This is a genomic window from Yoonia litorea, from assembly GCF_900114675.1.
In the GTDB taxonomy this organism is placed as follows: domain Bacteria; phylum Pseudomonadota; class Alphaproteobacteria; order Rhodobacterales; family Rhodobacteraceae; genus Yoonia; species Yoonia litorea.
In genome coordinates this window covers 663,678-689,240 of the sequence record NZ_FOZM01000001.1, presented here as the reverse complement: position 1 = coordinate 689,240, position 25,563 = coordinate 663,678, and the positions used below count along the sequence as shown (strand labels likewise).

The 25,563-nt window shown below is 54.4% G+C and carries 27 protein-coding genes and 1 tRNA gene; 9 read left to right on the top strand and 19 right to left on the bottom strand.

What is annotated here, in order from left to right:
* Positions 1-56: 56 nt before the first annotated feature.
* On the top strand, positions 57-1,763 hold the full coding sequence (locus BM316_RS03685; protein WP_090204114.1) for a type I secretion system permease/ATPase: 1,707 nt from the start codon (positions 57-59) through the stop codon (positions 1,761-1,763).
* A 4-nt stretch (positions 1,764-1,767) separates the two neighbouring features.
* Positions 1,768-3,273, top strand: a complete 1,506-nt coding sequence (locus BM316_RS03680) for an HlyD family type I secretion periplasmic adaptor subunit (protein ID WP_090204111.1) — start codon at positions 1,768-1,770, stop codon at positions 3,271-3,273.
* A gap of 3 nt (positions 3,274-3,276) precedes the next feature.
* Here the strand turns inward: BM316_RS03680 and BM316_RS03675 are convergent, their stop codons facing one another.
* Positions 3,277-4,644, bottom strand: coding sequence for an MATE family efflux transporter (locus tag BM316_RS03675; protein ID WP_242649736.1), 1,368 nt, complete (start codon positions 4,642-4,644; stop codon positions 3,277-3,279).
* Between the two features lie 93 nt (positions 4,645-4,737).
* Positions 4,738-6,015: a DUF2254 domain-containing protein gene (locus tag BM316_RS03670; RefSeq protein WP_090204108.1), complete on the bottom strand. Its 1,278-nt coding sequence runs from the start codon at positions 6,013-6,015 to the stop codon at positions 4,738-4,740.
* A 97-nt stretch (positions 6,016-6,112) separates the two neighbouring features.
* On the opposite strand from BM316_RS03670, the gene BM316_RS03665 reads away from it, so the two are divergent.
* The 3 genes from BM316_RS03665 (at position 6,113) to BM316_RS03655 (ending at position 7,609) form a co-directional block, all read left to right on the top strand.
* Entirely contained in the window at positions 6,113-6,928 is an 816-nt protein-coding gene (locus BM316_RS03665) for a formate/nitrite transporter family protein (protein ID WP_090204105.1), read from the top strand.
* Between the two features lie 67 nt (positions 6,929-6,995).
* Positions 6,996-7,178: a PLDc N-terminal domain-containing protein gene (locus BM316_RS03660; protein WP_090204102.1), complete on the top strand. Its 183-nt coding sequence runs from the start codon at positions 6,996-6,998 to the stop codon at positions 7,176-7,178.
* A 68-nt stretch (positions 7,179-7,246) separates the two neighbouring features.
* Positions 7,247-7,609, top strand: coding sequence for a YidH family protein (locus tag BM316_RS03655; protein ID WP_090204098.1), 363 nt, complete (start codon positions 7,247-7,249; stop codon positions 7,607-7,609).
* Between the two features lie 33 nt (positions 7,610-7,642).
* On the opposite strand, the gene BM316_RS16660 is transcribed toward BM316_RS03655, so the two are convergent.
* From BM316_RS16660 to BM316_RS16655, 4 genes are all read right to left on the bottom strand, one after another.
* On the bottom strand, positions 7,643-7,819 hold the full coding sequence (locus tag BM316_RS16660; RefSeq protein WP_165606535.1) for a hypothetical protein: 177 nt from the start codon (positions 7,817-7,819) through the stop codon (positions 7,643-7,645).
* Between the two features lie 83 nt (positions 7,820-7,902).
* On the bottom strand, positions 7,903-9,603 hold the full coding sequence (locus BM316_RS03650) for a sensor histidine kinase (protein ID WP_090204096.1): 1,701 nt from the start codon (positions 9,601-9,603) through the stop codon (positions 7,903-7,905).
* On the bottom strand, positions 9,603-10,157 hold the full coding sequence (locus tag BM316_RS03645; protein ID WP_090204093.1) for an RNA polymerase sigma factor: 555 nt from the start codon (positions 10,155-10,157) through the stop codon (positions 9,603-9,605). Before BM316_RS03645 ends, BM316_RS03650 begins: the two co-directional genes overlap by 1 nt.
* Entirely contained in the window at positions 10,154-10,318 is a 165-nt protein-coding gene (locus tag BM316_RS16655; protein ID WP_165606534.1) for a NepR family anti-sigma factor, read from the bottom strand. The genes BM316_RS03645 and BM316_RS16655 overlap by 4 nt, the downstream gene beginning before the upstream one ends.
* 99 nt (positions 10,319-10,417) lie before the next feature.
* Here BM316_RS16655 and BM316_RS03640 point away from each other — a divergent pair, with 99 nt between their 5' ends.
* Both BM316_RS03640 and BM316_RS03635 read left to right on the top strand, forming a co-directional pair.
* Positions 10,418-11,227: a response regulator gene (locus tag BM316_RS03640; RefSeq protein ID WP_090204092.1), complete on the top strand. Its 810-nt coding sequence runs from the start codon at positions 10,418-10,420 to the stop codon at positions 11,225-11,227.
* Positions 11,228-11,246: 19 nt separating this feature from the next.
* A complete protein-coding gene (locus tag BM316_RS03635) occupies positions 11,247-11,864 on the top strand; it encodes an exopolysaccharide biosynthesis protein (RefSeq protein ID WP_090204090.1) in 618 nt (205 codons plus the stop codon).
* Positions 11,865-11,909: 45 nt separating this feature from the next.
* Here the strand turns inward: BM316_RS03635 and BM316_RS03630 are convergent, their stop codons facing one another.
* The 12 genes from BM316_RS03630 to BM316_RS03580 form a co-directional block, all read right to left on the bottom strand.
* The gene (locus BM316_RS03630) at positions 11,910-12,407 is read right to left on the bottom strand and encodes a Dps family protein (RefSeq protein WP_090207480.1); all 498 of its coding nucleotides are present in this window, start codon (positions 12,405-12,407) and stop codon (positions 11,910-11,912) included.
* 27 nt (positions 12,408-12,434) lie between these two features.
* A complete protein-coding gene (locus tag BM316_RS03625) occupies positions 12,435-12,596 on the bottom strand; it encodes a DUF1328 domain-containing protein (RefSeq protein ID WP_090204087.1) in 162 nt (53 codons plus the stop codon).
* A 117-nt stretch (positions 12,597-12,713) separates the two neighbouring features.
* Positions 12,714-13,325: a hypothetical protein gene (locus BM316_RS03620; protein ID WP_131802538.1), complete on the bottom strand. Its 612-nt coding sequence runs from the start codon at positions 13,323-13,325 to the stop codon at positions 12,714-12,716.
* Positions 13,326-13,416: 91 nt separating this feature from the next.
* A complete protein-coding gene (locus BM316_RS03615) occupies positions 13,417-13,614 on the bottom strand; it encodes a CsbD family protein (protein WP_090204083.1) in 198 nt (65 codons plus the stop codon).
* Between the two features lie 187 nt (positions 13,615-13,801).
* The gene (locus BM316_RS16650) at positions 13,802-13,978 is read right to left on the bottom strand and encodes a hypothetical protein (protein ID WP_165606533.1); all 177 of its coding nucleotides are present in this window, start codon (positions 13,976-13,978) and stop codon (positions 13,802-13,804) included.
* Positions 13,979-14,142: 164 nt separating this feature from the next.
* Positions 14,143-15,558 (bottom strand): alpha/beta fold hydrolase, encoded by a 1,416-nt coding sequence (locus BM316_RS03610; RefSeq protein WP_090204081.1) that lies wholly within the window; start codon positions 15,556-15,558, stop codon positions 14,143-14,145.
* Positions 15,559-15,656: 98 nt separating this feature from the next.
* Positions 15,657-17,384, bottom strand: a complete 1,728-nt coding sequence (locus BM316_RS03605) for a bifunctional helix-turn-helix transcriptional regulator/alpha/beta hydrolase (RefSeq protein ID WP_090204078.1) — start codon at positions 17,382-17,384, stop codon at positions 15,657-15,659.
* 367 nt (positions 17,385-17,751) lie between these two features.
* The gene (locus BM316_RS03600; protein ID WP_090204077.1) at positions 17,752-18,732 is read right to left on the bottom strand and encodes a membrane dipeptidase; all 981 of its coding nucleotides are present in this window, start codon (positions 18,730-18,732) and stop codon (positions 17,752-17,754) included.
* Positions 18,733-18,734: 2 nt separating this feature from the next.
* The gene (locus BM316_RS03595; RefSeq protein WP_090204074.1) at positions 18,735-20,186 is read right to left on the bottom strand and encodes an aldehyde dehydrogenase family protein; all 1,452 of its coding nucleotides are present in this window, start codon (positions 20,184-20,186) and stop codon (positions 18,735-18,737) included.
* 86 nt (positions 20,187-20,272) lie between these two features.
* Positions 20,273-21,148: a LysR family transcriptional regulator gene (locus BM316_RS03590; protein ID WP_090204072.1), complete on the bottom strand. Its 876-nt coding sequence runs from the start codon at positions 21,146-21,148 to the stop codon at positions 20,273-20,275.
* Positions 21,149-21,226: 78 nt separating this feature from the next.
* Positions 21,227-23,686 (bottom strand): GcvT family protein, encoded by a 2,460-nt coding sequence (locus BM316_RS03585; protein ID WP_090204069.1) that lies wholly within the window; start codon positions 23,684-23,686, stop codon positions 21,227-21,229.
* 130 nt (positions 23,687-23,816) lie between these two features.
* Positions 23,817-23,892, bottom strand: a tRNA-Thr gene (locus BM316_RS03580).
* A 202-nt stretch (positions 23,893-24,094) separates the two neighbouring features.
* Between BM316_RS03580 and BM316_RS03575 the strand changes: the two genes are divergently transcribed.
* On the top strand, positions 24,095-24,976 hold the full coding sequence (locus BM316_RS03575) for a hypothetical protein (RefSeq protein WP_090204067.1): 882 nt from the start codon (positions 24,095-24,097) through the stop codon (positions 24,974-24,976).
* Positions 24,977-24,979: 3 nt separating this feature from the next.
* On the opposite strand, the gene BM316_RS03570 is transcribed toward BM316_RS03575, so the two are convergent.
* The gene (locus tag BM316_RS03570) at positions 24,980-25,237 is read right to left on the bottom strand and encodes a DUF2312 domain-containing protein (protein ID WP_090204064.1); all 258 of its coding nucleotides are present in this window, start codon (positions 25,235-25,237) and stop codon (positions 24,980-24,982) included.
* Positions 25,238-25,346: 109 nt separating this feature from the next.
* On the opposite strand from BM316_RS03570, the gene BM316_RS03565 reads away from it, so the two are divergent.
* On the top strand, positions 25,347-25,562 hold the full coding sequence (locus tag BM316_RS03565; protein WP_090204060.1) for a hypothetical protein: 216 nt from the start codon (positions 25,347-25,349) through the stop codon (positions 25,560-25,562).
* Position 25,563: the final 1 nt, after the last annotated feature.

Sequence of the window (25,563 nt, the reverse complement as noted above, 5' to 3'; positions counted from 1 at the left end):
AGAACACCGCGTTTTCAAAAGACTGATTTTGATCAAAAGAGATTAAGGCAGCTTACATGGCAAGCAAGACGCTTTTTCAAACAACTATGCGGACTGCGCGAAGTCAGCGTTTCAGCCTTCTAGTGCTCAGTTTCCTGGCAAACATTCTTTTATTGGCATCATCTATATATATGCTCCAGGTCTTCGATAGAGTTCTCGCCAGTGGATCCCTGGACACTTTGATCTGGCTGTCTGTGATCGCCATATTTGCAATTATCACCTACGGCTTCCTTGAATTCGCACGGCGCAAGATTTTGAACCGTACAGGAGCGTGGGTCGCTAGCGAGTTGTCGCCAGCGGTCATCAAACGCACGATCTCGGCTCGATTAGAGCATGGACGGTCACCAGCAGGGCTTGGAGACGTCAAAGATGTCCGCAATTTCCTCGCAGGCGATGCCATTCTGGCATTTCTTGACGCACCTTGGACCCCCGTCTTTATTACTGTTATTTGGCTGATGCATCCATTTCTTGGAATGATTGCAGTGGCTGGTGCGATCATGCTTTTTGCGATCGGTGTTTTACACGACATCCTAACAAGGCACAGGGCTTCAACCGCTGCCATGCAGATGCGCGAAGTGAACAACGACGCGCAGGCCTACGTGGAAAATGCTGAAACGCTTGCCGGTATGGGAATGGTTGAAGCGGTCTTGGCAAACTGGAAACGCAGCAGGGCGCAAGCCGAAGCTGATGGGAGTCAAGCGGAAGAGACGTCTAGTGTGCTCTACAATCTATCGCGCTCTCTGAGGCTCGCATTGCAGATTGCAATCCTTGGTACGGGTGCCGCACTGGTGTTGCGTGCCGAACTCACTGCTGGCGGGATGATTGCGGCGTCAATCATTCTCGCGCGCGCGTTGTCGCCCGTTGAACGGGCCATCTCTGCTTGGAAAGCATTCGGCTCCTATCGGCTAGCGTCCGGCAGGCTGGAGCGTCTTTTTCGGATGACGGCGGACGATCAGCCACAGGTCTCGTTACCAAAACCGGAAGGCAAGCTTGAAGTAACCGACCTTCGGTACTTTTCGCCAGAAACCAAGGCACCCATCATCCGCTCCGTTTCCATGAAACTTGCACCCGGTACGCTTTGCGGTGTCCTAGGCCCGTCAGGAAGCGGCAAGTCCAGCCTTTGCCGACTTTTGGTCGGGGCCTGGCGGCCGAATTTCGGTGAAGTTCGGCTCGACGGTGCATCGCTTTCTGATTGGAACAGCACAGAAAGAGGTAAGTTCATTGGGTATCTGCCACAGCAGACAGAACTTTTTCATGGAACAATCGCACAGAACATCGCCCGTATGGGAGAAGTCGATGACGCCGCTGTTCTTGCCGCGGCTCGGAAAGCCGGTGCGCATGGGATGATCCTGGCGCTCGAACACGGATACGAGACTGAAGTTGGCAATTTTGCAGACCAGCTTTCCGGAGGACAAAAACAGCGGATCGGATTGGCAAGGGCATTATACAAAGATCCAAGTCTCGTTGTGCTCGACGAGCCGAATTCAAACCTCGATGGAACGGGGGAGTTGGCGCTCCAACAGGCGCTGGTCAAAATGCGGAAGGCTGGTCAAACGGTTGTCGTCGTCAGCCATGTTCCGACACTGCTTCGCCACATGGACAAAATTGCCGTCATTCAGGATGGCACCGTCGCAGCATTCGGCAATCGAGACGACATTATGCGTGACATGATGGCAAAGGGGCGCCACGTCACAGCAAAATCAGCGTCTCAGGCGGCGGAGTAATAAGATGGCTTTTCTAGACACCCTGACTCAAAACGTTTCTCCGATCTTTGCGACTTTCGATAGTGCATGGACCAAAGCCACAGGCGGCGGCTGGGATCGCCTTTCGTCAGCGGAAATAGGTTTGCTCGCGCTGCTTGGGGCGGCAGCAGTGATCTCGCTTGTCCTGGTCATAAATGCCTTTCGTCCTCGCCATCAGCTTCAATCGGGCGTCCCATTGAAGAGCCAAACGCGAAGTGCGCGGATACTTGGATTCGTGGTCGTCGTCATCTTCTTTGGCGTATTTGGCGGCTGGACTGTCTATGCTCCGCTGGCAAGCGCCGCCGTCGCACCAGGGGTGGTCAGTCCGGATGGCTCAAGGAAAACGGTTCAGCACCTCGAAGGGGGAATTATCCAACGGATACACGTGCGCGAAGGGCAGCACGTCGCCGAAGGGGAAATGCTTGTCACGCTTGAAAGCGTAAGAGCGCTTTCGAGACTTCAGGAGCTTCGCGAACAGCATGTGTTCCTGCTCGCAAGCCAAGCGCGCCTTGAAGCCGAGGCGAACGGGCACCAGACAATCAGCTTTGAATTTCCAAACGAACTAATTGAGGAAGCGTCAGAACAGATCGACACAGCAGTTTTCGGACAGATACGCGTGTTTGAGAGCCGTCGTGAAACCCAACTTGCCAGATCCCGCATTCTCGGCAAGCGCATCGACCAACTCAACGAAGAAATCAACGGTCTGAGTGAAGTGATCGCTGCACAAGATGCACAGCTAGAGTTAATCGCCCAAGAACTAGATGCCGCCAAGCAGCTTTATGATCAGGGGCTACAGCGACTTTCACCTTATCTGGCTCTACAACGACAAGAGGCTGACCTGCGGGCAAACCGCGCGGCAAATCGCGCCTCAATTGCACGCCTCGGCCAACAAATCGGTGAAACCGAGTTGCAGTTGTTTGCGATCGGACAGCAAGCACAGGAAGAAGTCAGCGCAGAGTTGAGCCGTGTGAGATCAGAGTTATCAACTGTGACAGCTCTTATTCCAGAGCGCATTGATGCGTTGCGCAGAACGACCGTCACGGCTCCAATTGCTGGCCAAGTTCTGAACATCCGCGTCACAACTGAAGCAGGCGGCATCCTGAGGCCGGGCGGCGAGATTCTTGATATTGTACCTGACGATGCGGCTCTGATCGTTGATGCGCGTGTCTCTCCGCGTGATATCGATACCGTGGTTCCTGGCATGTCGTCGCAAGTATTGCTTACCGCTTACGCGCAGAGAAACCTTCCGCGGATATTCGGCACCCTTCAGAGTATTTCAGCGGATCGCCTGGTCGATGAAAGAACCGGAGAGCCGTATTTTCTTGCAAAAGTCCATGTGGATACTGCCCAGACCGACGCACTTGGTGATGATTTGCAACTGATTGCCGGCATGCCCGCTGACGTCATGATCCTCACCGGCGAGCGAACGATGTTCGATTATCTCATCAAGCCGTTCTCGGATAGCCTCGGTGCATCGTTTCGAGAGAACTAGAGATCAGGCAGGCACTTTGGCTCCTGCTTTGTCATCGTTTGCGCTAAGCCAATGCAAAGCAAAAGCCATCACGCAGACACCTGCCAGCGCGTTTGCGCCGGCAATCGCATAGAAGACCCCATCCGACTGCGCAAAAAACAGCGAGGCGATGTATGACGCTGGAATGTAAAGGGCGGCAATGCGGACCATGTAAATTCCAAGCCCGTAGTGCGACCTGCCAAGCGCGTTGAACGCGCCGGCGGTCACGATCACTGCGCCATAGCCCCAAAGGCTGAGTGGAACGATCGTGAGATAGGTGACCGCGGCCTGAACCACCTCTGTTTCCTGCGAGAAAATGCGTACGATCGGTTCGGCCGCCACCCAGAAAAAGAGCCCCAGTACCACAGCCCAGACGCCACAGACGGCATAACTGACGCGCAATGCTTCTTTCACGCGCCCGCACTTGCCAGCACCCCAATTTTGCCCCGAGAACGGGCCGATCGCGGATGAAAGTGCAAGCATCGGGATCACAGAGAGTGACTCGATACGTGTTGCAACACCGAAGCCTGCGACAACGACACTGCCAAACCCCGCGAGGATTGACGTGACAACCGCAATACCAACCGGGTTCGATGCGTTGCCGATTGCCGCCGGGATGCCGACCCCGAGGACACGCTTCCACGATGTCATCAAGGTGCCGATTTCGGGCACGGACATGTCGATCATCTGCTCTCGCCATCCGACCAGCAGGAACGCGCCGACGACAGTGACCAGCCATGCGACGAGCGTGCCAATCGCCGCGCCCTCAATCCCGAAGGCTGGCACAGGCCCAAGGCCAAAGACAAAGACCGGTGTGATGGCGATGTTCGTAAGCGCCGACCCGACCATTACCACGCTCGGCCAGAAGGCATCTCCTGTTGCGCGAACGATTGCGTTTGCGACTATGGGGACGACAAGAAACGGGATCGCGAGAAACCAGATCTGCATATAGCGCGTGATCAGGTCCAGTATCTCACCTTGTGCGCCAAGAAGGCCGAACAGAAAATCAATGCTGAAATAGCCTGCGACGGCTACGAGGCTCACAATGATCAGGGCGAGTGCCAGACTGTCTGTGGCCAGTCTGCGCGCATGATCTGTATCATCAGAGCCAACAGCCCTAGAGACCACCGACGAAGCCCCTGCCCCCAAGCCGATCGCAAGGCTGGAAACTGTCATGGTCACAGGAAATGTAAACGACAACGCGGTCAGTTGCTCGGTTCCCAAGCGGCCGACGTAATAGGTATCAACCAAACTGACGGAAATAACCGCAATGATGCCGAACATCATCGGTCCGGCCAGTTGCAAAAGCTTCCGCCATACTGCGCCTTGGGTCAAATCTCTGGAATTGCTCACGAGGTCTCCTGTTGCCATCCGCTGATCGAACGCGGTGCCGTCACTTTCGTTGCAAGCTATGCAACAATCTTTCTCTTAAAATGTTTGCACCGCCTATTCTTCGGGTTCGGGCCGAGCGAGAATGGCAGTGGACCGCAGCACTTTCAGTTCTTTCTCGATGGTTGCGCGATCTTGGTCGCGGGCAACGTCATGCAAATTGGTGAGCAGCATTTCGGCGTGCGATGCCGTCATCTTGTCGTCCTTGATATACTGCCAGCAGTTCGGAAAACTGGCCGCAAAGAGCTTCTCAAAGGTCATGTAAGGAAAGCTGAGACGGTCTTTCTTTGCCGGCTGCAAGCCTCCGTTATAGGTGCTTGCCAATGTCAAAGCAGCAGCAAGGCGGTTCAAACAGTCGACGGCCGTGTAAGGGTCATTGATGCCGGGCGAAAGCGCACGCCCAATCATCTCGACAAGTTGTTCCGCCAAGAAGACAGGGTTTTGGCTTTCGGTTCGGCTCATGCCAGCGACATAACAGCCGCTGATCGCATCCAGGTCGTCGTCGTCGATTTCACCGTCGTGCCAGACCTCAAAAACACAGGATCGTTCTGTCAAAAACGATCCGACAGGCGAGACAATCCTGATGAAACCGTCGTGCTTTCCTGCGATTTTGGACAACCGTTCAAAGTTGACGGTCTGAAGATAGCCTGAGTTGGTGGCCTCGATCGTCAGATCCGGATCGCGATCGGGTGGTGACGGGAGTTCCTCATTCTCGTTGCCAGCGCGTTCATCAACCAGCCTGCGGATTTCATCATCAAGGCGGATGCTGATACTCGCCGCAATTCGCGATACGTTGATCGTCTCTGGCACATGGTGGATGAAGTAGATCAGCGTGAAAACACAGATCAGCGACAACAGCATCGCAACGAGCACCGCATGCTGCGGCACGTACTGCGAAATGTCGCCTGACCCGCTTTCCTGCACGGTTCTGAGGATGACCAAGGCATAAACGAAAGTGGCAATCAGGATGCCAAGGCTCCACTGGTTGCCGCGATCACGCATGAAGTTGCCAATAAGCCGTGGCCCAAATTTGCCGGAGGCAAATGAAACAGCGACCAAAGTCATCGAAAACGTCGTGCCTGCAATGCCGATGATGGCTTGCGCTACAACGCTGAGTGTTGCGCGTGCACCTTCGGCTTGGGTGTCGGTCCACCCCGGTGGCAGTTCAAATGGAAGCACATCAGGGTTGCGGTCTATCCAACTGACTCCAAACGCTAATCCCAGCCCCAACCAGACAAGGACCGTTGGCACGAACCAATAGCTGGCCCGAACATCCGTCAGAAGTTTCCACAGAAACGCGCGCTTGCCCATTTCCCACTGAAGTCGCGTATTCATGCAGAGCCTTTATTCTACCCCTCTGTTAACCTAACAACGTTGGCGGAACGTCCAGGTTCCCACGGCGTTATATTTCATTGTCAGGCAGGAGCTGATTATGTCAAAGGCGCAAAAGCCTTCCGAAGCAAAAGTAGAAGAGCAGGAAACGCTGACCTCGAAAGAGATATTCGAGATCATCCGGCGGGACGGTGTTGAAGAGCTTGAACGCCCCAATGGGTCTCTTCTGTGGTCTGGGATCGCTGCAGGCGTGCTGATTTCGCTCTCTGTCCTCGGCGAAGCGATTTTCAGGACTTACCTTCCGGATGCAGAATGGTCCTATCTTGTTGAAAACCTCGGCTATAGCTTCGGCTTTCTGGTGGTGATACTCGGTCGGATGCAGCTCTTTACAGAAAACACGATCACGACTGTGCTGCCCGTCATGCACCAGCCCTCTGCGCAGCTTCTAAAACGATCTGCGGCGCTTTGGGGCATTGTGCTTCTGGCAAACGTCATCGGTGCTTTTGCCGTGGCAATTGCTTGGGCTTATACAAGCATGATCCCGCCTGCGCTTATCCCCGCGATCACCTCCCTATCAGAACACGCAACCGGATTTCCGCCTTTTGAAGCCTTTCAACGGGCGATCCCCGCCGGCGTACTGGTCGCAGCAATTGTCTGGATGATGCCCGACACCGAAGGCTTTGGCTTTTTCATTATCGTTGCTTTTACCTGGTTGATCGCTGCAGGCGACTTTACCCACATTATTGCGGGCAGCGTCGAGATGGCCTTCCTTTTGGTTCAGGGCCTTCTGCCGTTGAGTGATGCCCTATTCAGTTTCTTCCTGCCGGTGCTGGCTGGCAATGTGCTTGGTGGAACGGCCATCTTTGCACTGCTTGCCTTCGGGCAAGTCAGGCGAGAACTAAAGGTCGACGATTAGGTCGGCGAGGAACTGATTGATCAAGAAGCGCGTTTCGTAAGCAACTGCAGAGAAATGGAGACTCACAATGGAATACGCTGGTATTGGCGGCTTCATCCTATTGGTCCTGAATGTTTGGGCCATCATTTCAATCATCGGCTCATCCGCCTCGACCGGGGCAAAGGTCATTTGGACCCTACTGGTTTTGGTGCTCCCGCTGCTCGGCTTCATCATCTGGCTGATCGCAGGCCCGAGAAGCGCCTCTGCCTAGGTCCGGAATTGCTCAGTAAAGGGCGTGCGATTGAATCGTGCGCCCTTTGCCATAGGTTATGACCTCGAATGACTGATAAAAACGACAAAGCCGCACAGAGGACCGATTGGGCCGAAGACCGGACGATCCTGGCCAATGAGCGCACCTTTGCCTCCTGGATGCGCACCGGCATGGCGTGTATTGGTGTGGCGCTTGGTTTGCGTGCAGTTTTTAGCGCGACGGATTATCCGCTGATTGCCAAAGGGGTGGCCGAACTCTTTATCTTGACGGCCTTGCTGATCTTCGTTTCAGCGGTCCGCCGCAGCTACGTTGCGCAAAAACGGATCGACGATCACGATGCTTCGGCGCAGTCTCATAAGAACATGGTTGTGACAGCCGCCTTGATGGCCTTGGGTGCAATTGCGACAGGCGCAATCCTTTGGCTGTTGTAAGAAAAAAGGGCCCTGAGCGGGCCCTTTTCTTGATCAGTCAGAAAGTACCTGTGCCGGACTTTCTGCGGTCGGTTCGTCGGACTGATAAGCGGTCCAGATGAGCAACCCCAAAAAGAGAGCGCCAGCCCAGAAGAGTGCGAAAGCGAAGCCGACAAGCGGCCCACGGTGACGGGTTTTCTGCTTTTCGATATTTGTCTCTGATGCAGACATGATGTCTCCTTTTCGTTCGTGTCGGAAAGAAAACGTTTGACCGGTGCAGAAGTTCCTTTCCGCAAACCAATGATTTGAACAGTTTAGAAGTCCGGTGTCACTTGTTCGAAATCATTGATCTTGAATGACACCGACAGGACGTATTTTTCTTCGCTCTGATCTGTCTGCAAACTTGCGCCTAGTTGCATCGCAAAGGCTTGCATCAGCTTTGAACCGAGCCCTTTCATTTCGGTGACCGCGGAATGCTTGGTTGAATTTGAAACTTCGAACTGACAAGAGTCATCACTTCGCATCAGTTTGACTGCGAGCTGTTTTTCTCCGTCCTGCCCAACATCAAGAAACTTCAACGCATTCGTCATCGCCTCCGCAACCAGCAACGATAGCGGAACCGCCTGATCGGGGTAGAGCAGAATGTCCTCGATTTCACTACGGACATTGAGGCCTTCTTCGCTCAAACTCGATACTGATTTCTCGACAATTTCCGACACAAGGTAGCCGGCGTTCACCCGTCCGCCATTCTGGCTTTGATAAAGATCGCGATGGATCGTCGCCATGCTGAGAACGCGCTCCTGAACGGTCCGGAGCGCCTTTTTGGTTTCGCCATGTTTCGCATTGCGGATTTGCATATTCATAATCGAAGATATGAGCTGCAGATTATTCTTAACGCGGTGATGGATTTCTTTAACCAGTACGTTCTTTTCCCGCACAGAGTCTTCCAGCAGCGCTTCGTCCGCCATGATCTCTTCGCTCATCCTCAGGAAGTTTTTATCTAACTCTTCAAGTTCGCTTGGAATGAAAGAAATCCTGTCCTGAATTTCTGTCACGCGACGATCATCGGCAAATTCATCCATGGTGCGCCGCAACCGATTGATATGGCGCAGCACGAGAGAATGCATTGCCATCATGGCCACAGCCACGCTTGCGATCCACATGAGCAATGGGAACAAGAGCGGCACGAAACGCCCCACGCCTTCATTCAAACTGAATGCACCCAATTCCCAAACAGCTATGACAGCGGCCGGGCTGCCCTCAATTGTCACGATGCTGTAGTGAAAGTCTACACCGCTAACACTCTGCGCGACGAATGTATCGGAGCGGTTCGTCGATAGACTCGTCAAAGTCCGATCTGAAGGCATAAAACCTTCTGCCGTTTTACGGTCAGAACGTGCGGTCAATATGGTGCCATTTTCATTAAAGGTGACCAGTTCAACCAGCCCCAACTCTTCGATCTCTTCACTGGTGTCCGGAATCTTCTTGTGAGGGATGGCTACCGCGACATAGCCGTCAAATTCGCCGTCTGTGAAAAGCGGTTCGGACACAACAAAAGTCGATCCACTCGAAATGAAGCCAGTCTCAGCGACGTTGATACTGGCTTCACCTGACCCCGTGACGGCATTGAAGCTTTTTGTCCCGGCCACGTTGATCACGAGACCTGAAGACGAGCATGTGACAACACCGTTGGGCCGCACGATGCCAATAAAGCTGAATTCACTATTGTCTTGGACAAAGCGCGACAGAACAGGTGTGCAGTCGCGGTTCTGCTCCACCAGCTCCGGAGCAAGGCTGGAAAAAAACCGTGCTACGCCGACGGCGCGCTCAATCAGAACCTGCTCGCGACGCGCGGCCCGCTCTGTCAGTCCCAGCAACGCTGTGTTGACGCTTTCTTGTGCATCACGCGAGACGCGGTCAGTCTGAAAAACAGCAATGGCCCCGAGTGGAAACAGGGCCAATGTCAGAAGTGCAATCAGTTGCACATTCAGGCTGCGTATCCAGGAAAGTTGCATTACCCAGGCAAATTCGGACTTCCGACGACCGCCATAGTAGCTTGATCTGTGAGTTCGAGAACATCGTCGCTCTTGAGATCGAGCAACTCGGTCAAGCGACGCCGCGCACGATTAACGCGGCTCTTCATGGTGCCGGTCGCAACACCGCACATCTCAGCCGCGTCGTCGTACGAGAAACCATTCGCGCCCACGAGGATGAGAGCTTCGCGATGCTCGTCGGCCAGTTGTGCAAAAGCGGCTTTGAAATCCATCATTTGCAGGCGGCCATCGTGATCGGGCTTCACGGCTAAGGAATCCGAAAACGCGTTGTCGACATCAGCAACTTCGCGGTTCAGTTTCCGACGCGATGAATAATAGTTATTGCGCAGAATTGTGAACAACCACGCGCGCATGTTTGTCCCTTTCTGATACTTATCCATGTTCGACCAAGCCTTGAGGACAGCATCTTGCATCATGTCGTCCGCGGTCGCGCGATTTCGCGTCAAGCTGAGCGCGAATGCCCGCAAAGCCGGCAAATGCGTCACCAGCTCATCTCTTGGATCAACATCACTCATTCTTTGCTCTTCAGCTCGGCGTCTTGAGCACGCAAGAGTGTTAATAGATCCGTGATCTCGTCAGGAATGTCGTCCTTTTCGAGGTCAGCAAATACCTTTTTCAGGTTCGCATCGATGAAATTATCGATCCGCTCCTGCTCTTCACTTTTTTCATCTGTCATTAGGTTGCTCAGCCTCGTTTCAGATATACATATTTGCTTGGAACTAACGCACCGACAAGGTGTTGGTTCCAAATAAATACACAAAAAAGGTTATGTGACATGCAAGACAGCGCGACTGAAACAAGCTTTTCTGATCTCATCGCGGCAGAACTTCCCTATCTTCGCCGCTATGCACGCGCGCTGACCGGTTCGCAAAACCGGGGCGATAAGTACACGGTAGCAACGCTTGAGGCAATTCTCAAAGACCGCAGCGAGTTCGAGAATGGCTTCCCGATCAAGGTGAATCTATTCAAGTGCTTCCATGCAATTTGGGCATCAACCGGGCAGTTGTTTGCAGACCCCGATGATGAACTCCGGAGCCGCGCACATGGCCTGTTGTCGAAACTGACTCCTAATTCACGTGAGGCCCTCTTGCTTCGCACGATCGAGGAATTCAGCGTCACCAACATCGCCGAAATCATGCAAGTCGACGAAGAGGAAGTGCGCCGCTTGATCGGTACGGCAAATGATGAATTGAGCGAAAGCGTCAAAGGCCGTGTCATGATCATCGAAGATGAACCAATCATCGCTGCTGATCTGACGGATATCGTCAGCGAATTGGGCCATGAGGTCACCGGCGTGGCCCGGACCCGGACAGAGGCCGTGGCACTTGGCAAGGAACAGACGCCTGATCTGATCTTGGCAGATATCCAGCTTGCGGACAATTCATCTGGGATTGATGCAGTCAACGATCTGCTGAAAGAAATGGACGTGCCGGTCATCTTCATTACGGCCTTCCCAGAGCGTCTTTTGACTGGCGAACGTCCAGAACCGGCGTTCCTGATCTCAAAGCCGTTTCAGGAAGCTCAGGTTCAGTCCGCGGTCAGTCAAGCGATGTTCTTTGCATCGACCGCGACCCTGCGTTCCTGAAGGAAGCGTAGGTGCGGCAATGCGAGATGAAACGGTCGGATCGCGCGACGGTGGCACTTCCGCGCATCGGCCAGATCTGACCGAGGTTATCTCGCAGGTCTGCAAGGCTGCGGAGGCTGAAAGGATAACAGTGCGTGACGTACTAGGCACTGTAGGCGGGGCAAGTTTTGCCCCGCTTTTACTTGTGCCAGCACTGGCGGTCACGTCACCTCTCAGTGGCATCCCCTTGTTCTCATCGTTGATGGGATTGACGATTTTTATCATTTCCATGCAGATGCTCTTTCGCCGCAAACACATCTGGCTGCCTGATTGGGTTTTGCGGCGACAGGTGAAGGGAAAGACCGTTCAGAAGGCCTTCAGGTCGCTGAGGTCAGTGGCAAGATGGTTGGACCGCCGAACGAACGAGCGTCTTTCGGTGCTCGTCAGGCGCCCAATGATATTTCTCGTGCAGCTTGTGTGTGCGCTGTCAGGCGCTGCGATGCCGCTTTTTGAGATCGTGCCTTTCACGTCCTCAATCCTCGGCGCGGGGGTCGCAATTCTGGCGTTGGGTATGATGGCGCGTGACGGATTGGTCGTGTTGTTTGGCCTTACCCCGTATTTCTTGGCAGGATACTTAATCGCGACGGGTGTCGCCTAAATACGAAAAAGCCCCGCACGAGGCGGGGCTTTTGCTGTTACCGTTTTACTTGGCAATAAGCGCTTTCAACATCCAAGCAGCTTGCTCATGGAAGGCCGAGCGTTCGGTTGCCAGATCCTCAGTGACGGGATCATTCTTCTCACCTGCAATTTTGACCAGTGCGTGAAGGCGATGCGCGACGCGCTCATGGTCGGCGGCGAGGGTTTCGCACATCTCGCCTGCTGTTGGTGAATCAACGCTGTCTTCAATGACGGCGCGGGCGCGAATGTCGGTCATTGTCATGGGTGCCAGCTGACCAACAGCGCGAATACGCTCTGCCAATTCGTCGGCGGCGGCAAACATATCTTCGTACTGACCTTCGGTAAGGTTGTGGATCGAGTAGAAGAGCGGACCCTCTACATTCCAGTGATACGCATGCGTCTTGAATGTGAGCATATATGTATCAGCCAGTACATCAGCGAGTGCTTCCGCGATGGTTGTCGGAGCTTTCACACCTGATGAGATTTCTTGCGGTTCGGCAACGACGTTAAGTGATTGTGCCACGTGTTTTCCTTTCATCGAATTTTAATTTCAGTCGCGAAGAGCGCGGAACAAAAGCAAGGCTACAGAAAGCGCAATGAATACGAAGAAGAGGATCTGCGCGATCCCCGCAGTCGCACTCGCAAGGCCACCAAATCCGAACACCGCCGAAATGATGGCAACCAGCAGAAACGCCAGCGCATAGTACAGCATTTTCTCCTCCTGCTCTTCTCGCTACCAGTCTGGCAGCGTTCTCGATGAAGTAACGCACCGCTTGAGGAGTCGTTCCTTACACATCGCAGATGGATGGCTCACGGAGGAAATCCAACATCAATTCAACCCGAGAAGGAGCTGGTCATCCGCTGAACGCCAAGACCGCACCGCCCCGTGGGGTAACACCACCGGGTCTTCACCAGCGCGCTCAATTGAAAGCTGTTCGACGATATCCATCGCATCAGACAAGATCACGTCGACGATCTTTCCGACCTCACCGACATGTGCCCGCAACGGTGTATCTTTCAGCTCCGTCAACCATAACCCCATGGCCTCACCACCAGGCAGCGGCGGGCGGTCCGCCTTCGAACGACTGTTGAAGAGCGCAGCCATCATCATCGGGGATATGGTATTTCCAAAGGGGCCGATCAGCGTGGATGGCAAATCACTAACATCAAGGGGCAAAGCTGCGCGGGGCGCTGTTGCGGCCACCTGCTGGCGCAAATCATCCGGATGTGCGGCCGTGACCATGCCGTCATTTTCACGGCGATCCAGCATGGAAGGGCTAAACAAGAGGGGTGCAGTTGCATCTTCGCTCTTTGTTTCGACAAGAAAGAATAGAACGTCGCGCAAATTTTCGCTGAACAGAATATCCCGGACTGTTCCCGTGATCGCCGTCTCACTTGCGTGTTCGACATGCTGGCCAATCAAATCTGATGCATTCACCATCGGCATTTCTCCTACAAAAACAAAGAAGGCGGAACGAGTGAACCCACTCGCTCCGCCATTCAAGAGTGTTGGTGGTCACCCACCATTATATTTAGGCCGCACGCAGCAGACGATCAATTTCGTGCTCTACCTCGTCCTTCGTCTTTCCGTATTTCTCGGAAATCAGGCCGACCAGTTGTTCACGCTCGCCTTTCGCTTGCTCCATCTCGTCGTCGGTCAGTTCGCCGTATTGTTCACGCAACTTACCTTTTGTCTGCGTCCAGTTACCTTTGATTTCGTCCCAATTCATAACGGGTCTCCTTTCGTCGGTGCCTTGGAATTCCTGAATGGGAGTGGGCACGTTTCCTCTTCCATCCGGTCAGGCGCTCTCAATTGCGCCCGGTTATGTAAAGAACGTCCACAAGACCTGTTTCGTTCCACTACGGTTTCAAAGAAAAAAGAGGCGCTTCCACGCCCCTTTTACAATCACGTTCAGCTTAGGATGAAACGTCAGCTGGCTTGCCGTGACTTGATTTGTCTTTCGCAAGTGTCGATTTCTCCGACTGCGGGTCGTCCATGCGCTCTTCTGTCTTTCGCTTACTGACAATCGCGGCAACCACGAAGACCAGCATCGTGAAGAGCGCGAGCATGAGGATCAAAAATCCACCTTCCATAGCATTCTCCTTTCATTCGATTTGCGTTATCAACGCGGTTTCACGCTTTGCGGTTCCGAGAGCGAGACATCTCATCGGAGTTACCGCCCTGACAAACAAAAGACGGATAGGGTCTTGCGCGATGACGCGTTCCTGCGGCGAAGCGTATGCAACGCCGTCAAAAATCAGCTTTGGAAAAGCGGGAATGTCACCCCAAGCGACCATGCCAGCATGAGGCCCAACGCCACCCCCGGTGCGAGCGGTCCAACACGAATGCTGACCGCATGTCCCATCGTCCCAAAGACAAGGTAAAACAGAACGATCACCGGTGCGATCATCACGAGGAAGAAGAGCTCCGAGAAGTTCAGCGCAACAGCGATCAACAAAGAGATCAGAAAGGCTACACGGATCAAGATCCGCTTTGCCCGGGTCGCCCCGTGGCTCAGGCGCGCATCTGCCAGAAAGAACACGACGGCCCCGACGGACATGATGCCGATGATCCAGAGCCTGTCCCCTGTGGGCCAATAATTCGCAGCGTAGCGGTTCAATGCCGCGCCAAAGACAACACAGCCCAAAAGCAACAAACCAAACCCGGCCCAAGAAAACGGCCCCCAAGCCACCCGCCAGAGCGCCAGTACTAACAGTTGCAGACCTCCGTAAATGAGCAGATGCACTGCCAGATAGTCAGCCACGAGGACGGGCATGAAGCTGGTCTCAAGGCCCGCCGCGAAGACGGGTGTCGCAAGCATTGGTAAGCCGAGGACCAGCAATACATGCCGCGATGACAGGTCCAGCGCTGGTATCGCCCTCAGTGGCAGGCTGGCAGCCAACGAAACAGAGGCGAAGACCAAACCAAGCAGCAACCCGACAATTGCCGGTCCCATAAATCCAATTCCGCATTCTGATTGTCGCGCAAAAGTCTGCTCGAACCATTTGAGTGCCTCTGTTTGCCCAAGCCGGCTCTGCAAGATTGAAACATGCTCGATGTATGGCAAAACGACAGTGTCGCGCCTCAGATCTTGTGCTGATGCCGCCATTGCTGCGGCCTCCAAGGCAAACTCCCGCAGGCCAGGCTCCCAGTCCCCTACCAGAAGCAATAGATCGTTCGGCGCCTGAGGAGTGATTTCCTGCGAAAAGGCCGACAGGAGGACCATAGCTCCGACATCGTCCCGCTCGTTCGCAACGCGCACCAGAACATCGCTGGCCATGGAATGCCCCAGCAAACCAACGGGGCGCCCATCAGCGCTAACGGCATCGATGACCGCATGTGTCTGGTCCACCAGTAATCGTGTCGTTCCATCGACCGCCGTGACATCTCCCGACATAGGCACCGTATGGCGACCGTGGCCCAGAAAATCGAAAACAAAAACTCTGTATCCGGCACGAGCGAGCGGGAACCCATATCCCTGCATCATTTGAGCCGATCCGGCAAAGCCGTGGGCGATGACAATAACCGGACCTGACGCATCTTGCCCTTCGAATGCCATCACCGGGGTGGCCCCAACCTCGCGCCAAGTAACCGACACACCGCTGCGCGTGCTTTCCAGTGCCCAGAGGCTTACAATCACCAAGAACGCAGCCAAGAGTTTTCGCACGATCATCGCCCCCAAAATATCATGTGGTGATGGCTGCTATTTGGTCAATTGCCCAGACAATTTTGGAGTGGGATGCCAATAAATGGCTCTTGGGTCGCGCAGTGTCAGTCTCGATGGCGGTTAGTTTTCATCAACTCGATAATCATATCGACCGTATCGAACGGTGTCGCAAAATCGTGTTTGCTGACATCCAACAACGCCACCTTATCCGGGTGTCTGTCAGCGAATGCCCGCATAGCTGCAGCATCGTAAAGATCACTGTCTAAGCCAGTTAGGATCGTGATGTTCGCTGGCTGCTCATTAACGAGTTGCTCCCAGTCAAGATGAGCCCGACTGAATGCGCGTGTTCCTGCGTCGAGCCCTTGTGCAAAGATACTTTGGAAGGCTTCGGTAGTCTCAGGCATGATCTCAGCGCTTTGAAAACGAAGTATAGCCTTCTGGTGCCCCTTATAAGTCATCCTCAATGCTGTTTCGGGCCGCGTTGCCAATAAGGCGCGGGCCGTCGTACGGAAGGCGACTTCACTGATCACCCCCTTAGATTGAAGCCGATCCTGCAGTCCAGCCAGCACACGATTCTTGCTCTTTCTCTTCGCCGCGATGGATTTGGGTAAATTGATTGACGCTCCAATAATGCCGTCCAGTCGTCCTTGCGCAAAACGCGCAAAGTGCAAGGCCGCATGCATGCCGAAGTTTGTTACCAGCAATTTCGCCTGTGAAAGGCCAAGCTGATCCATCACCGCCAGGATGTCATCTGCCGCAACGCGCAAGTCATCCTCTCCGGGACATTCCGGAGATGTCTTGCCAAAACCTGGCGCCATCACCGATATGACCTGTATGCCCGCCTGCTTGAAGGCATGTTCAGCCGAGGCCGGAAAAGTGCGCAAGACCGTTGAAGGACAAACGATAATTGGAATCCCCTGACGGTCACCGGCGATGACGACCTCAACCACACGCCCGCCAGGTCGCAGGATATTCGCCTCAACACGATCTGGGTGTTCCGACAAATCAAGCATCGGACGCATGTCCTCAACCAGACTGGAATCCGTCAGGATCGCGCGAAGCAGTTCGGCTTGCGACGCGACCCCGAACTTTTCGCATATCGTGTAGAATTGCTTGCGGACTGTTGCCAATGATCGACCACGACGTTCGGCAATTTCGGAAAGTGACATCCCCGCAATGAATTGCTCAACAACTTTGACCTCACTCGGGGACAGCCCGTGTTCGCGATAGATCCGGTCATAGCGCTCCGATACGCCCTCCCTCAGGCTTAGAAGAATGAGAACACCAGATTGCAAATCCGACCCATCGCCGGGAAGCGCGGCTATGACAAATGACGTGGTCTGCGCGTTACCACCGATTTGTGCGCGTCCCGTCTGAAACCGCCGTTCTGACCATGGAGCCGATGAGACTGCCTTTACCAAGACGGCAAAGCTTTCCCCCTCCGGCAAGGTCAAGTTAAGCTCTTCGATCTGCTGCCCTGCTTCCACAGCGAGTTTCACCTGAGCACTCGCATTCAGGCGCGAAATCCTACCGGTCGGAGACACTAAGAGGCAGGCTTCGGCACGGTTATGAATGAAATGTTCGATCCGGCCACTGGTTTGCCACTCGGAAAACGTGACCTCTTCGCCAAAGCGCCCGGCGGTCATTGTGGTCTTCGACGTACTTTCGAGTTTTGCTGCTGCCCTTTGCGGATCACGGTGCGCCATATCGATGAGCGCTTCGAGCTCTTCGATTGAGGACAGTTCAGATCGGTTGGTCGTTTTACCCGCCAATTTCGGCTCCAAGCCTTTCGCGTTGAGATCAAAAATAAACACAATTTGTGACAGGAGCATGTCGACTCTTTACAAAGGTGACGCTAGGGCGTCCTCAAGCAGAAATAAAGATAAGCGACCCGAAAACTCTACCCGCCGACGTTGAAATACTACGCGCGTAGTATGGTTTGAATTTCGAGGATCACCGATATTTGGCACAGGTTAAAACGATTACGTAACCTGCGAACGATGCCGCTGATTTCCCGATACTCCAGCGCGCGGGTTTGCAGGTCGTACGTTTTATCCTGATTTGGGTATGTATTTCGCATAGCCAGATGCCTCGTAGGTCATTGAGAAAGACGGCGGCCTTGGCACTACTCTAACAACCACACTCACCGATAAGGAGGCCATTGGCCTCCTTATCACCTTGCGTCAAAAGTGTTTGTGTTCAGACTTTGCGCGCAGAAAAACTGCTTTCGAAAAACCGATACCAGTTATCACCCATCAAACCTGCAACTTCCGCCTCGTCAAAGCCGACCCTGGCCAATCCCTCGGCAATTTGCCCGAAATGCCGATTGTCCTGAAACCAGTTTGGCATCTCAGGAAAGCCCGGCTGCTCGGCCGATCCTTCACCAAAGTCGACATCCTTGGTCCAACGTCCGGTCCGCATCCACGTGACGACGCTGTCAGGGTGATCCTGACAAAGGTCAGAGCCGATCCCGAAATTGGAAGTGCCAAATTCAGAGGCGATGTCCGCGACCATTCGGCAGAAGTCTTCGAGCGAACAATCAGATTTGCCGCGCAAGTGGTGAGGATATAAGGAAAAACCCATCATCCCGCCATTCTCTACAACCGCCCTAATGACCTCGTCACGTTTGTTGCGCAAAGCAGGGTGCCAGCGATGGGGGTTTGCATGGGTAATCGCAATAGGTCGTTCCGACATTTCGGCGGCTTCGATCGTAGAACGATCGGCTGAATGACTCATATCGACAACCATGCCGACCCTGTTCATTTCCTTGATCACCTGCCGTCCCATGCGGGTGATACCGGGATCTTCGCTTTCGTAGCACCCTGTCGCAAGCAGCGACTGGTTATTATAGCTGAGCTGCATAAACCGTGCGCCGAGCGTGTGAAGCACCTCAACCAAACCGATGTCGTCTTCGATGGGGCTTGGATTTTGAAACCCGAAAAAGATTGCTGTGCGTCCACTTTGCTTTGCCCGCGCAATATCGTCTGCCGTTCGGCCCTGAAAGATCAGATCAGGGAACTGTTCAAACCAACGGTTCCACTGTTCGATGTTCAGAACTGTTTCGCGAAAGGTCTCGTGGTAGGCGATTGTCACATGAACCGCATCCACACCGCCTTCTCGCATCTGGCGGAAGATCTTTTCCGACCAATTCGCATACTGCAGGCCATCAACAAGATACATGACTACTCCGGCTGACCAGAGGAGATGTATGCGGTCTTCACGGTTGTGTAGAACTCGGCCGCATATTGACCCTGTTCCCGTGGTCCATATGAACTATCGCCGCGTCCACCGAATGGAACATGGTAGTCGGTCCCTGCTGTAGGCAGATTGACCATGACGCAACCCGTTTTTGCGTTTCGCCGGAAATGCGTCGCACGCGCCAGGCTCTTTGTCACAATTCCGGACGTCAGACCAAAATTGGTATCGTTGACGGTTTCCAAAGCCTCGTCATAGCTACCAACCTTGATGACGGACGCCAACGGCGCGAACATCTCTTCGCGGTTGATCTGCATCTGGTTGGTCGTGTTGATGAATACACCGGGCGACATAAAATAACCGTCGGTTTCCAGTTGGAGGCGCTCACCGCCGCATGCAAGTTCAGCGCCCTCGCCCTGCCCCAATTCGACATAGCGCAGGTTTTCATTGAGTTGCGTTTCACTCACGACAGGTCCGATTTGCGTCCCATCGGCCAAGGCGTGACCAACTTTCATCGCGCCCGCACCAGCAATCAGTTTTTCGACGAACGCGTCATGGACGGCTTCATGCACGACAAGCCGGGACGATGCCGTACATTTTTGCCCCGTTCCGCCAAACGCGCCTCCGAGCGCCAAGGTTACAGCAAGATCAAGTTCACAGTCATCCATCACAGCGAGGGCATTCTTTGAGCCCATCTCCATCTGGACTTTGGTCAGGTTGCCGATTGCGGCAGCAGCAATGCCTTTCCCGACCGGCACGGACCCCGTGAAGGAGATCGCGTCCACCTTTTGGCTTTCGACAAGGCGCTGACCGACGTCGCGCCCTGCCCCCATCACAAGATTGAACAAACCCTTGGGGATATCCTGTGCGGCGATAATCTCGGTCAAGGCGACCGCAGAGGCAGGTGTGAGGTTCGCTGGTTTCCAGATCACGGCATTGCCGAATGCGAGCGCCGGCGCGATCTTCCAGCTTGCCGTGGCCGTCGGAAAATTCCACGGGCTGATGATTGCAACGACACCGACAGGCTCCCTGCGCACATCGACTTCGATCCCGTCACGCGTGCTGTCGGCGGTGTCGCCGATCTGACGCAGGACTTCGGCTGCGTAGTATGTAAAGAACTGCCCAGCGCGATAGACCTCACCTTTGCCTTCAGCAAAGGGTTTGCCTTCTTCACGGCTCAGCAGTCTTCCAAGCTCCTCCGCACGCGACATCAGTGCATGGCCAATCGCATTGAGTGCATTCTGTTTGCGCTCGAGACCGTATTTCGCCCATTCGCGTTGCGCTATTCGCGCTGCGGCCAGCGCATCGTCGAGTTGTTCCGCACTGGCTTGCGCGTAATGCCCGATGACGTCGCTCGTATCGGAGGGATTGATATTCGCGACCTCCGTCGGGCCGGAAACCCACTCGCCGGCAATGTAATTCTTGAAACTGTCTGACACGTCCTCAAGCCCTTTCGATATCCAGCGTTCGGGCTATACAGCACATCCCAAAAGATTAAGTCAAACAGAAGAAATTTCTGATTTCTTCAGCTATGGTGAAAATCAGAGGTTTTGATCGTGGCAACGAACGCGTTAGCCGCAGGCGACATCAGATGTGGTTCACCTGCCGCCAGAAAAACCTCGCGCTGCACGCGGTCGTCTGCGAGTGGCAAGAACGCCAGGTCATCTGCCATCGGAAGAAGCGCAAGTTTCGGCAAAAGCGTGACACCGACCCCTGCCCGCACCAATGCCAAAAGCGACGAGGTGTTGGGCACATTCAGCGGCGCGTTTTGCAACGTCGGCTGAAAGCCCGGGTGATGCACCAACGAACAGAGCCCGTTGGCGATGAAGGTCTGATTTCCCAAGTCACTCCAACTGACCGGAACATTTGCCAGCGCAAGAACATTGTCTTTACGGCACACAACGCCGAAATCATCCGTAAAAAGGCGTTCCAACCGCAGACCCGGTGAGGGTCCAAGTGTTGCGATTCCGATATCGGCTTCACCTGCAGAAAGTGCCTGCTGCACACCGACGCTGGTCATATCACGCATCTCGACCCGGACGTCCGGATAGCGCGCCATGAATGTCTGCAGGACAGATGGCATCAAAACAGACCCGACGGACGGTGTTACAGCAAGACGCACGCGACCGATTTGCGCAACGGCAAGACCTTCGATGTTGGAAATCGTCCGATCAAAGTGATCCAGCTCACGCCGTGCTTCGTTGTAGATCTGTGTCCCGAGGGGGGTCAGTTTCGACTTCCGGCTGGTCTCAAAGAGCGGCTTTCCGATACGATCCTCAAATTGCGACAGCATCATTGAAACGGCTGACGTTGTCCGGTCCAAAGACGATGCTGCATCTGCAAGCCGGCCATGTTCGACAACGGCGGCAAAACAGCGAAGCATTTCAATTTTGATAGACATTTCAGGCGCTCCGACAACGTGTAGCTGCTGCCAGATAGCGTAATTCACGCAAACCTGTCTATCTACACTGACCCAAGATCAACATTTGATCTTGTCCATTGCTGGGTCAAAAAGCGGCTTCAGAGAGGCCTTGGCAGAGTATCTTGCCCCGGCAATATCAATCTCCCACTGGCTTTCCGACACGATTTGCGCGGTGAGCGGATCGTCCGTCTCCGCAAAACCGATCCCGACAGCACCGCCGAGTGTATGTCCGTATGCCCCGACCTGAATGTGCCCAACCGGCTGCCCGTCACAATAGATGACCTCGTTTCCGTGCATCAGCGGCTCGGGATCGTTGAGCAGGAATTGCAACATGCGGTTCCGCGGTGTGCCCCGCGACTTTATCCCTGCAAGGGCATCACGACCGATAAAGCCGCTTGGTTTGTCGAGTTTGACGGCAAACCCCAAGCCGGCCTCGATTGGATTGTCTGTATTATCGACGTCTATGCCGAAATCGCGATAGGCCTTTTCTAGACGCAAGGATGATAGTGTTTGCATCCCGGCATTGCGCACACCCAGTTCCTGCCCCTCCGCCATCAGCAGATCATAGACTTGGACCGCATGAATTGTCGGGACGTGAAGTTCCCAACCAAGTTCGCCGACAAAGGTCACGCGTAGGGCAGTCACCATGAAGAAGCCGACGTCGATTTCGCGTGCTGTCATGAACGGAAAGCCGTCGTTGCTGAGATCCGCGTCGCTCACCCGTTCCATCAAGGCACGCGCTTTCGGACCGTGTACGTTGATCTGCGTGATCCCACTGGTCATATCGGTAATGGTCACGAACTCACCGGGCCGCAGGTGCTTTCGCATCCATGTCTCGGTATGACCATGGGAGTTTTCCCCAACAATCACCAGGTACTTTTCGCGCGACAGCCGCGTCACCGTCAGATCCGCTTCAAAGCCACCAAGTTCGTTGGTCCATGCCGTATAGACCACACGCCCGTCCGGAACATCGACGTGGTTGCAACTGATGCGATTGAGCAGCGTGCATGCGTCGGGCCCTTGCACCAAGAACTTTGACATCGAGGACATATCCATGAGCACGACATCTTCGCGCGCTGCGCGGTGTTCTTCTGCATGCCAGTCCCACCAGTTTTGACGACCCCAGCTATATTGCGTGATCTTTGCCTCTTCGGGCGACGGGGCGAACCAGTCAGGTGCTTCCCATCCGTTACCTTCTGAAAAATATGCGCCAGCAGCTTTCAGCCTGTCATAAAGTGCAGATCGTTTGAGCCTGCGCGCGGTTTTGAAGCTGTCATTGGGGAAATGCGCGCCGAAACTCTTGGCCAGTAGCTCAGGTGTCCGTGCACGGCGAAACGCGGGTGTATTCTGCGACCCGTCTGCAAAACGATCCACGTTGAATGCGGTATGATCCACAGGACAGTGTCCGTTCACAATCCAATGCGCCAGCACCATGCCAATGCCGGGACCGTTCAGAATGCCCAAAGAATTCAGACCTGCCGCGACCCAGCAGTTGCGCACCTGCGGTGCTTCACCGACCAATGGCGCCAGATCGGGGGTAAAGCTTTCGGGACCACAAAAGAGTTTGCGCACCCCTGCCTCCGCTGCGGAAGGGACGCGTGAAAATGACTTTTCAAGGTGCGGCAAAACCCGATCGAGATCCGGTTCGATTTCACCAAATGTGAAGTTCTCCGGAATTGCGTCAATCTGCCAAGGCGCGGCATCCGGTTCAAAAAGACCAATCAGCAGTCCACCAGTCTCTTCACGGAAATACGTCCAGGTATGCGCGTCTTCTAGCAATGGAAGGTCGCGGGTGACGCCCTCAAGCTGCTCGGTAATCAGGTAATAATGCTCAGCAGCTTGCAGTGGCAGGTTCAGCCCGATGGTTGCGCCGATCTGTCTGCTCCACATGCCTGCTGCGATGACAACATGCTCCGCCTTGATGACACCCTTTTCAGTCCTCACACCGGTCACGGTGCCGTTCTCCACGAGGATTTCGGAGACCTTGGTGTCTTCGACGATCTTCGCACCGCCGCGCCGCGCACCGCGCGCCAAGGCTTGGGTTGTATCAACCGGGTTTGTGCGCCCTTCCAGCGGGTACCAAAAGGCAGCGATCGTATTTGAGAAATCACCAATAGGGAATTTCTCTGCTGCTTCCTCGGCCGTGATCTCGTGCATTTCTATGCCGAAACGCCGCATAAAGGCAGCCCCCCGTCGGAGCTCCTCCAAGCGCTCGGGCGTATCAGCAGGCTGAATATACCCGTCCTGCCGCCACCCTGTCGCAAGGCCTGTTTCTTCTTCGAGGCCGGCGATGAGGTTACGGCCATAAGTGTAGAGTTCACATTCCCATTCACTGCCCAAGATCGCTGGGACGATTTCGCCTGCCGCATGCCACGTGGTGCCTGACGTCAGCTTGTCACGTTCAAGAACCACGACGTCCTGCATCCCAAGCTTGGTCAGGTGATAGGCAATGTTACAGCCGATAGAACCGCCGCCGATGATCACACATTGCGCTTGATCAGGTTGTCGATTGTCCATGCCTGCCCCCAATTCTTTGACCTATCTTGCTTGATTTCGGTCTGCGGCAAGGATTGTCAAATCGCGACGCAAGGTACGCAGCCATGCATAGCGCGGCATTCGGACGTGCGATTGTATTATTGAGCGGAAATGGTGCCCCCACACGGACTCGAACCGCGGACCTACTGATTACAAATCAGTTGCTCTACCAGCTGAGCTATAGGGGCACTGGTCTACCGATTGGCAGGCTCGCCATCAGCGAGTGGGCGGCGTATAGCAGCAGAAAATGCCGCTTGGCAATGGGGTTTTCGCAACTGTGTCGTGAAAATTTTCGGGGCCCTTGCCCGTTGTATCATCATTGGCGAATGCGGGTTTTCTGTCCTGCATTTCGACCTATGATGCCGGGACGGGGAATAAAGGGCAGACCTCATGCAAATCGCCTACCACATCGGGGCAAATTGCACTGACGAAGAACGGCTGTTGAAGTCAATTCTCAAAAATACTGGGGCCCTGCTTGCGCAACAAACTGTGGTCCCGGGCCCCAGCAAATACCGAAGGCTGATCCGCGAGACGATTCAAACCCTTGATGGGCGTCCGCCCAAAGCCGGAACACGTGACATTCTGATAGATGCCATTGTGGACGAAGACGATGTGAGTCGGCTTGTCCTGTCAAACGACAACTTTATCGCAATCCCGAAACGTATTTTTGATCACGGCATCTTTTACCCGCAGGTCGAAAGCAAAGTGCGCGGCATGGCGCGATTGTTCCCTGAAGATGAGATTACTTTCTTCATCGGCATTCGGCATCCGGCAAGTTTTCTGCAAGAAGTCGCGCGCCGCGCAGAGATTGCGCGCCTGCGCGATTTTCTGGGTCTTCTCTCACCCATGGAGTTGCGCTGGTCGGATGTAATCGGTCGCATCCGCAAGACTGCACCTCATGCGCGCGTTGTGACATGGTGCAACGAAGATACACCCCTGATCTGGGAAGACCTGATCCGGGCGATATCTGGCCTGTCGGACCACGTGGAGGTTGAAGGGGCCCACGATCTGATCAGCAGGATCGTTACGAAAAACGGAATGGCGGCTTTGCATAAAGAGGTGAAGACCGAGCCGCAAATGACCCGCGTTGCGCGCCATGAAGTGCTTGCACAAATCTTGGAGACACATGCGAAGCCAGACGCGATGGATGACGAAATGACCTATCCTGAACTCAGTGAAAAACTGGTTGCCGCGATGAGCGAAAACTACGACGCCGACATTGCTCGTCTGGACGAAATGGAAGGTGTCACACTGATCCTCCCATTTCGATAAAGATCACATGCCCAGTGCGGCCTTGTACATTTCAAGGACGGCTTCTTCTTCGGCAAGATCATTCGCATCGCGTTTGCGCAAAGCCACGATCTTGCGCAGGACTTTCACGTCATAGCCGCGCCCTTTCGCTTCGGCCATGACCTCTTTTTGTGCGTCCGCAATATCTTTCTTTTCCGCTTCCAGACGTTCGTAGCGTTCTACAAATTGCCGTAGCTCCTGCCCTGCGACCGTGCTGGCTGTGTCTGTGACGGAATCGTTCATTGCTGCTCTCCTGAAATGGTTCTTGTGAGTAACCAAGCCCCTGCGGCGCTGCAACCCTTGCGAACCGCTTGGGCGCACGGTAAGCCGCGCAAAACTGACTGAGGATGTTATGGACGTTGTAATCTGGATCGGCGCCGCCCTGACAGTGCTTGGGTTGACCGGTATTGTCTATTCCATCGTGGCCGTTACGAAAGCGAAGCGATCGGGGCTGTCGGATGAGGACCTGCGGGCGCGGGTTTCAAGAATTCTTCCCATCAACCTTGGGGCCTTGTTCGTTTCGATGATTGGTCTGATGGCCGTCATTATCGGTGTTATGCTTGGATAGC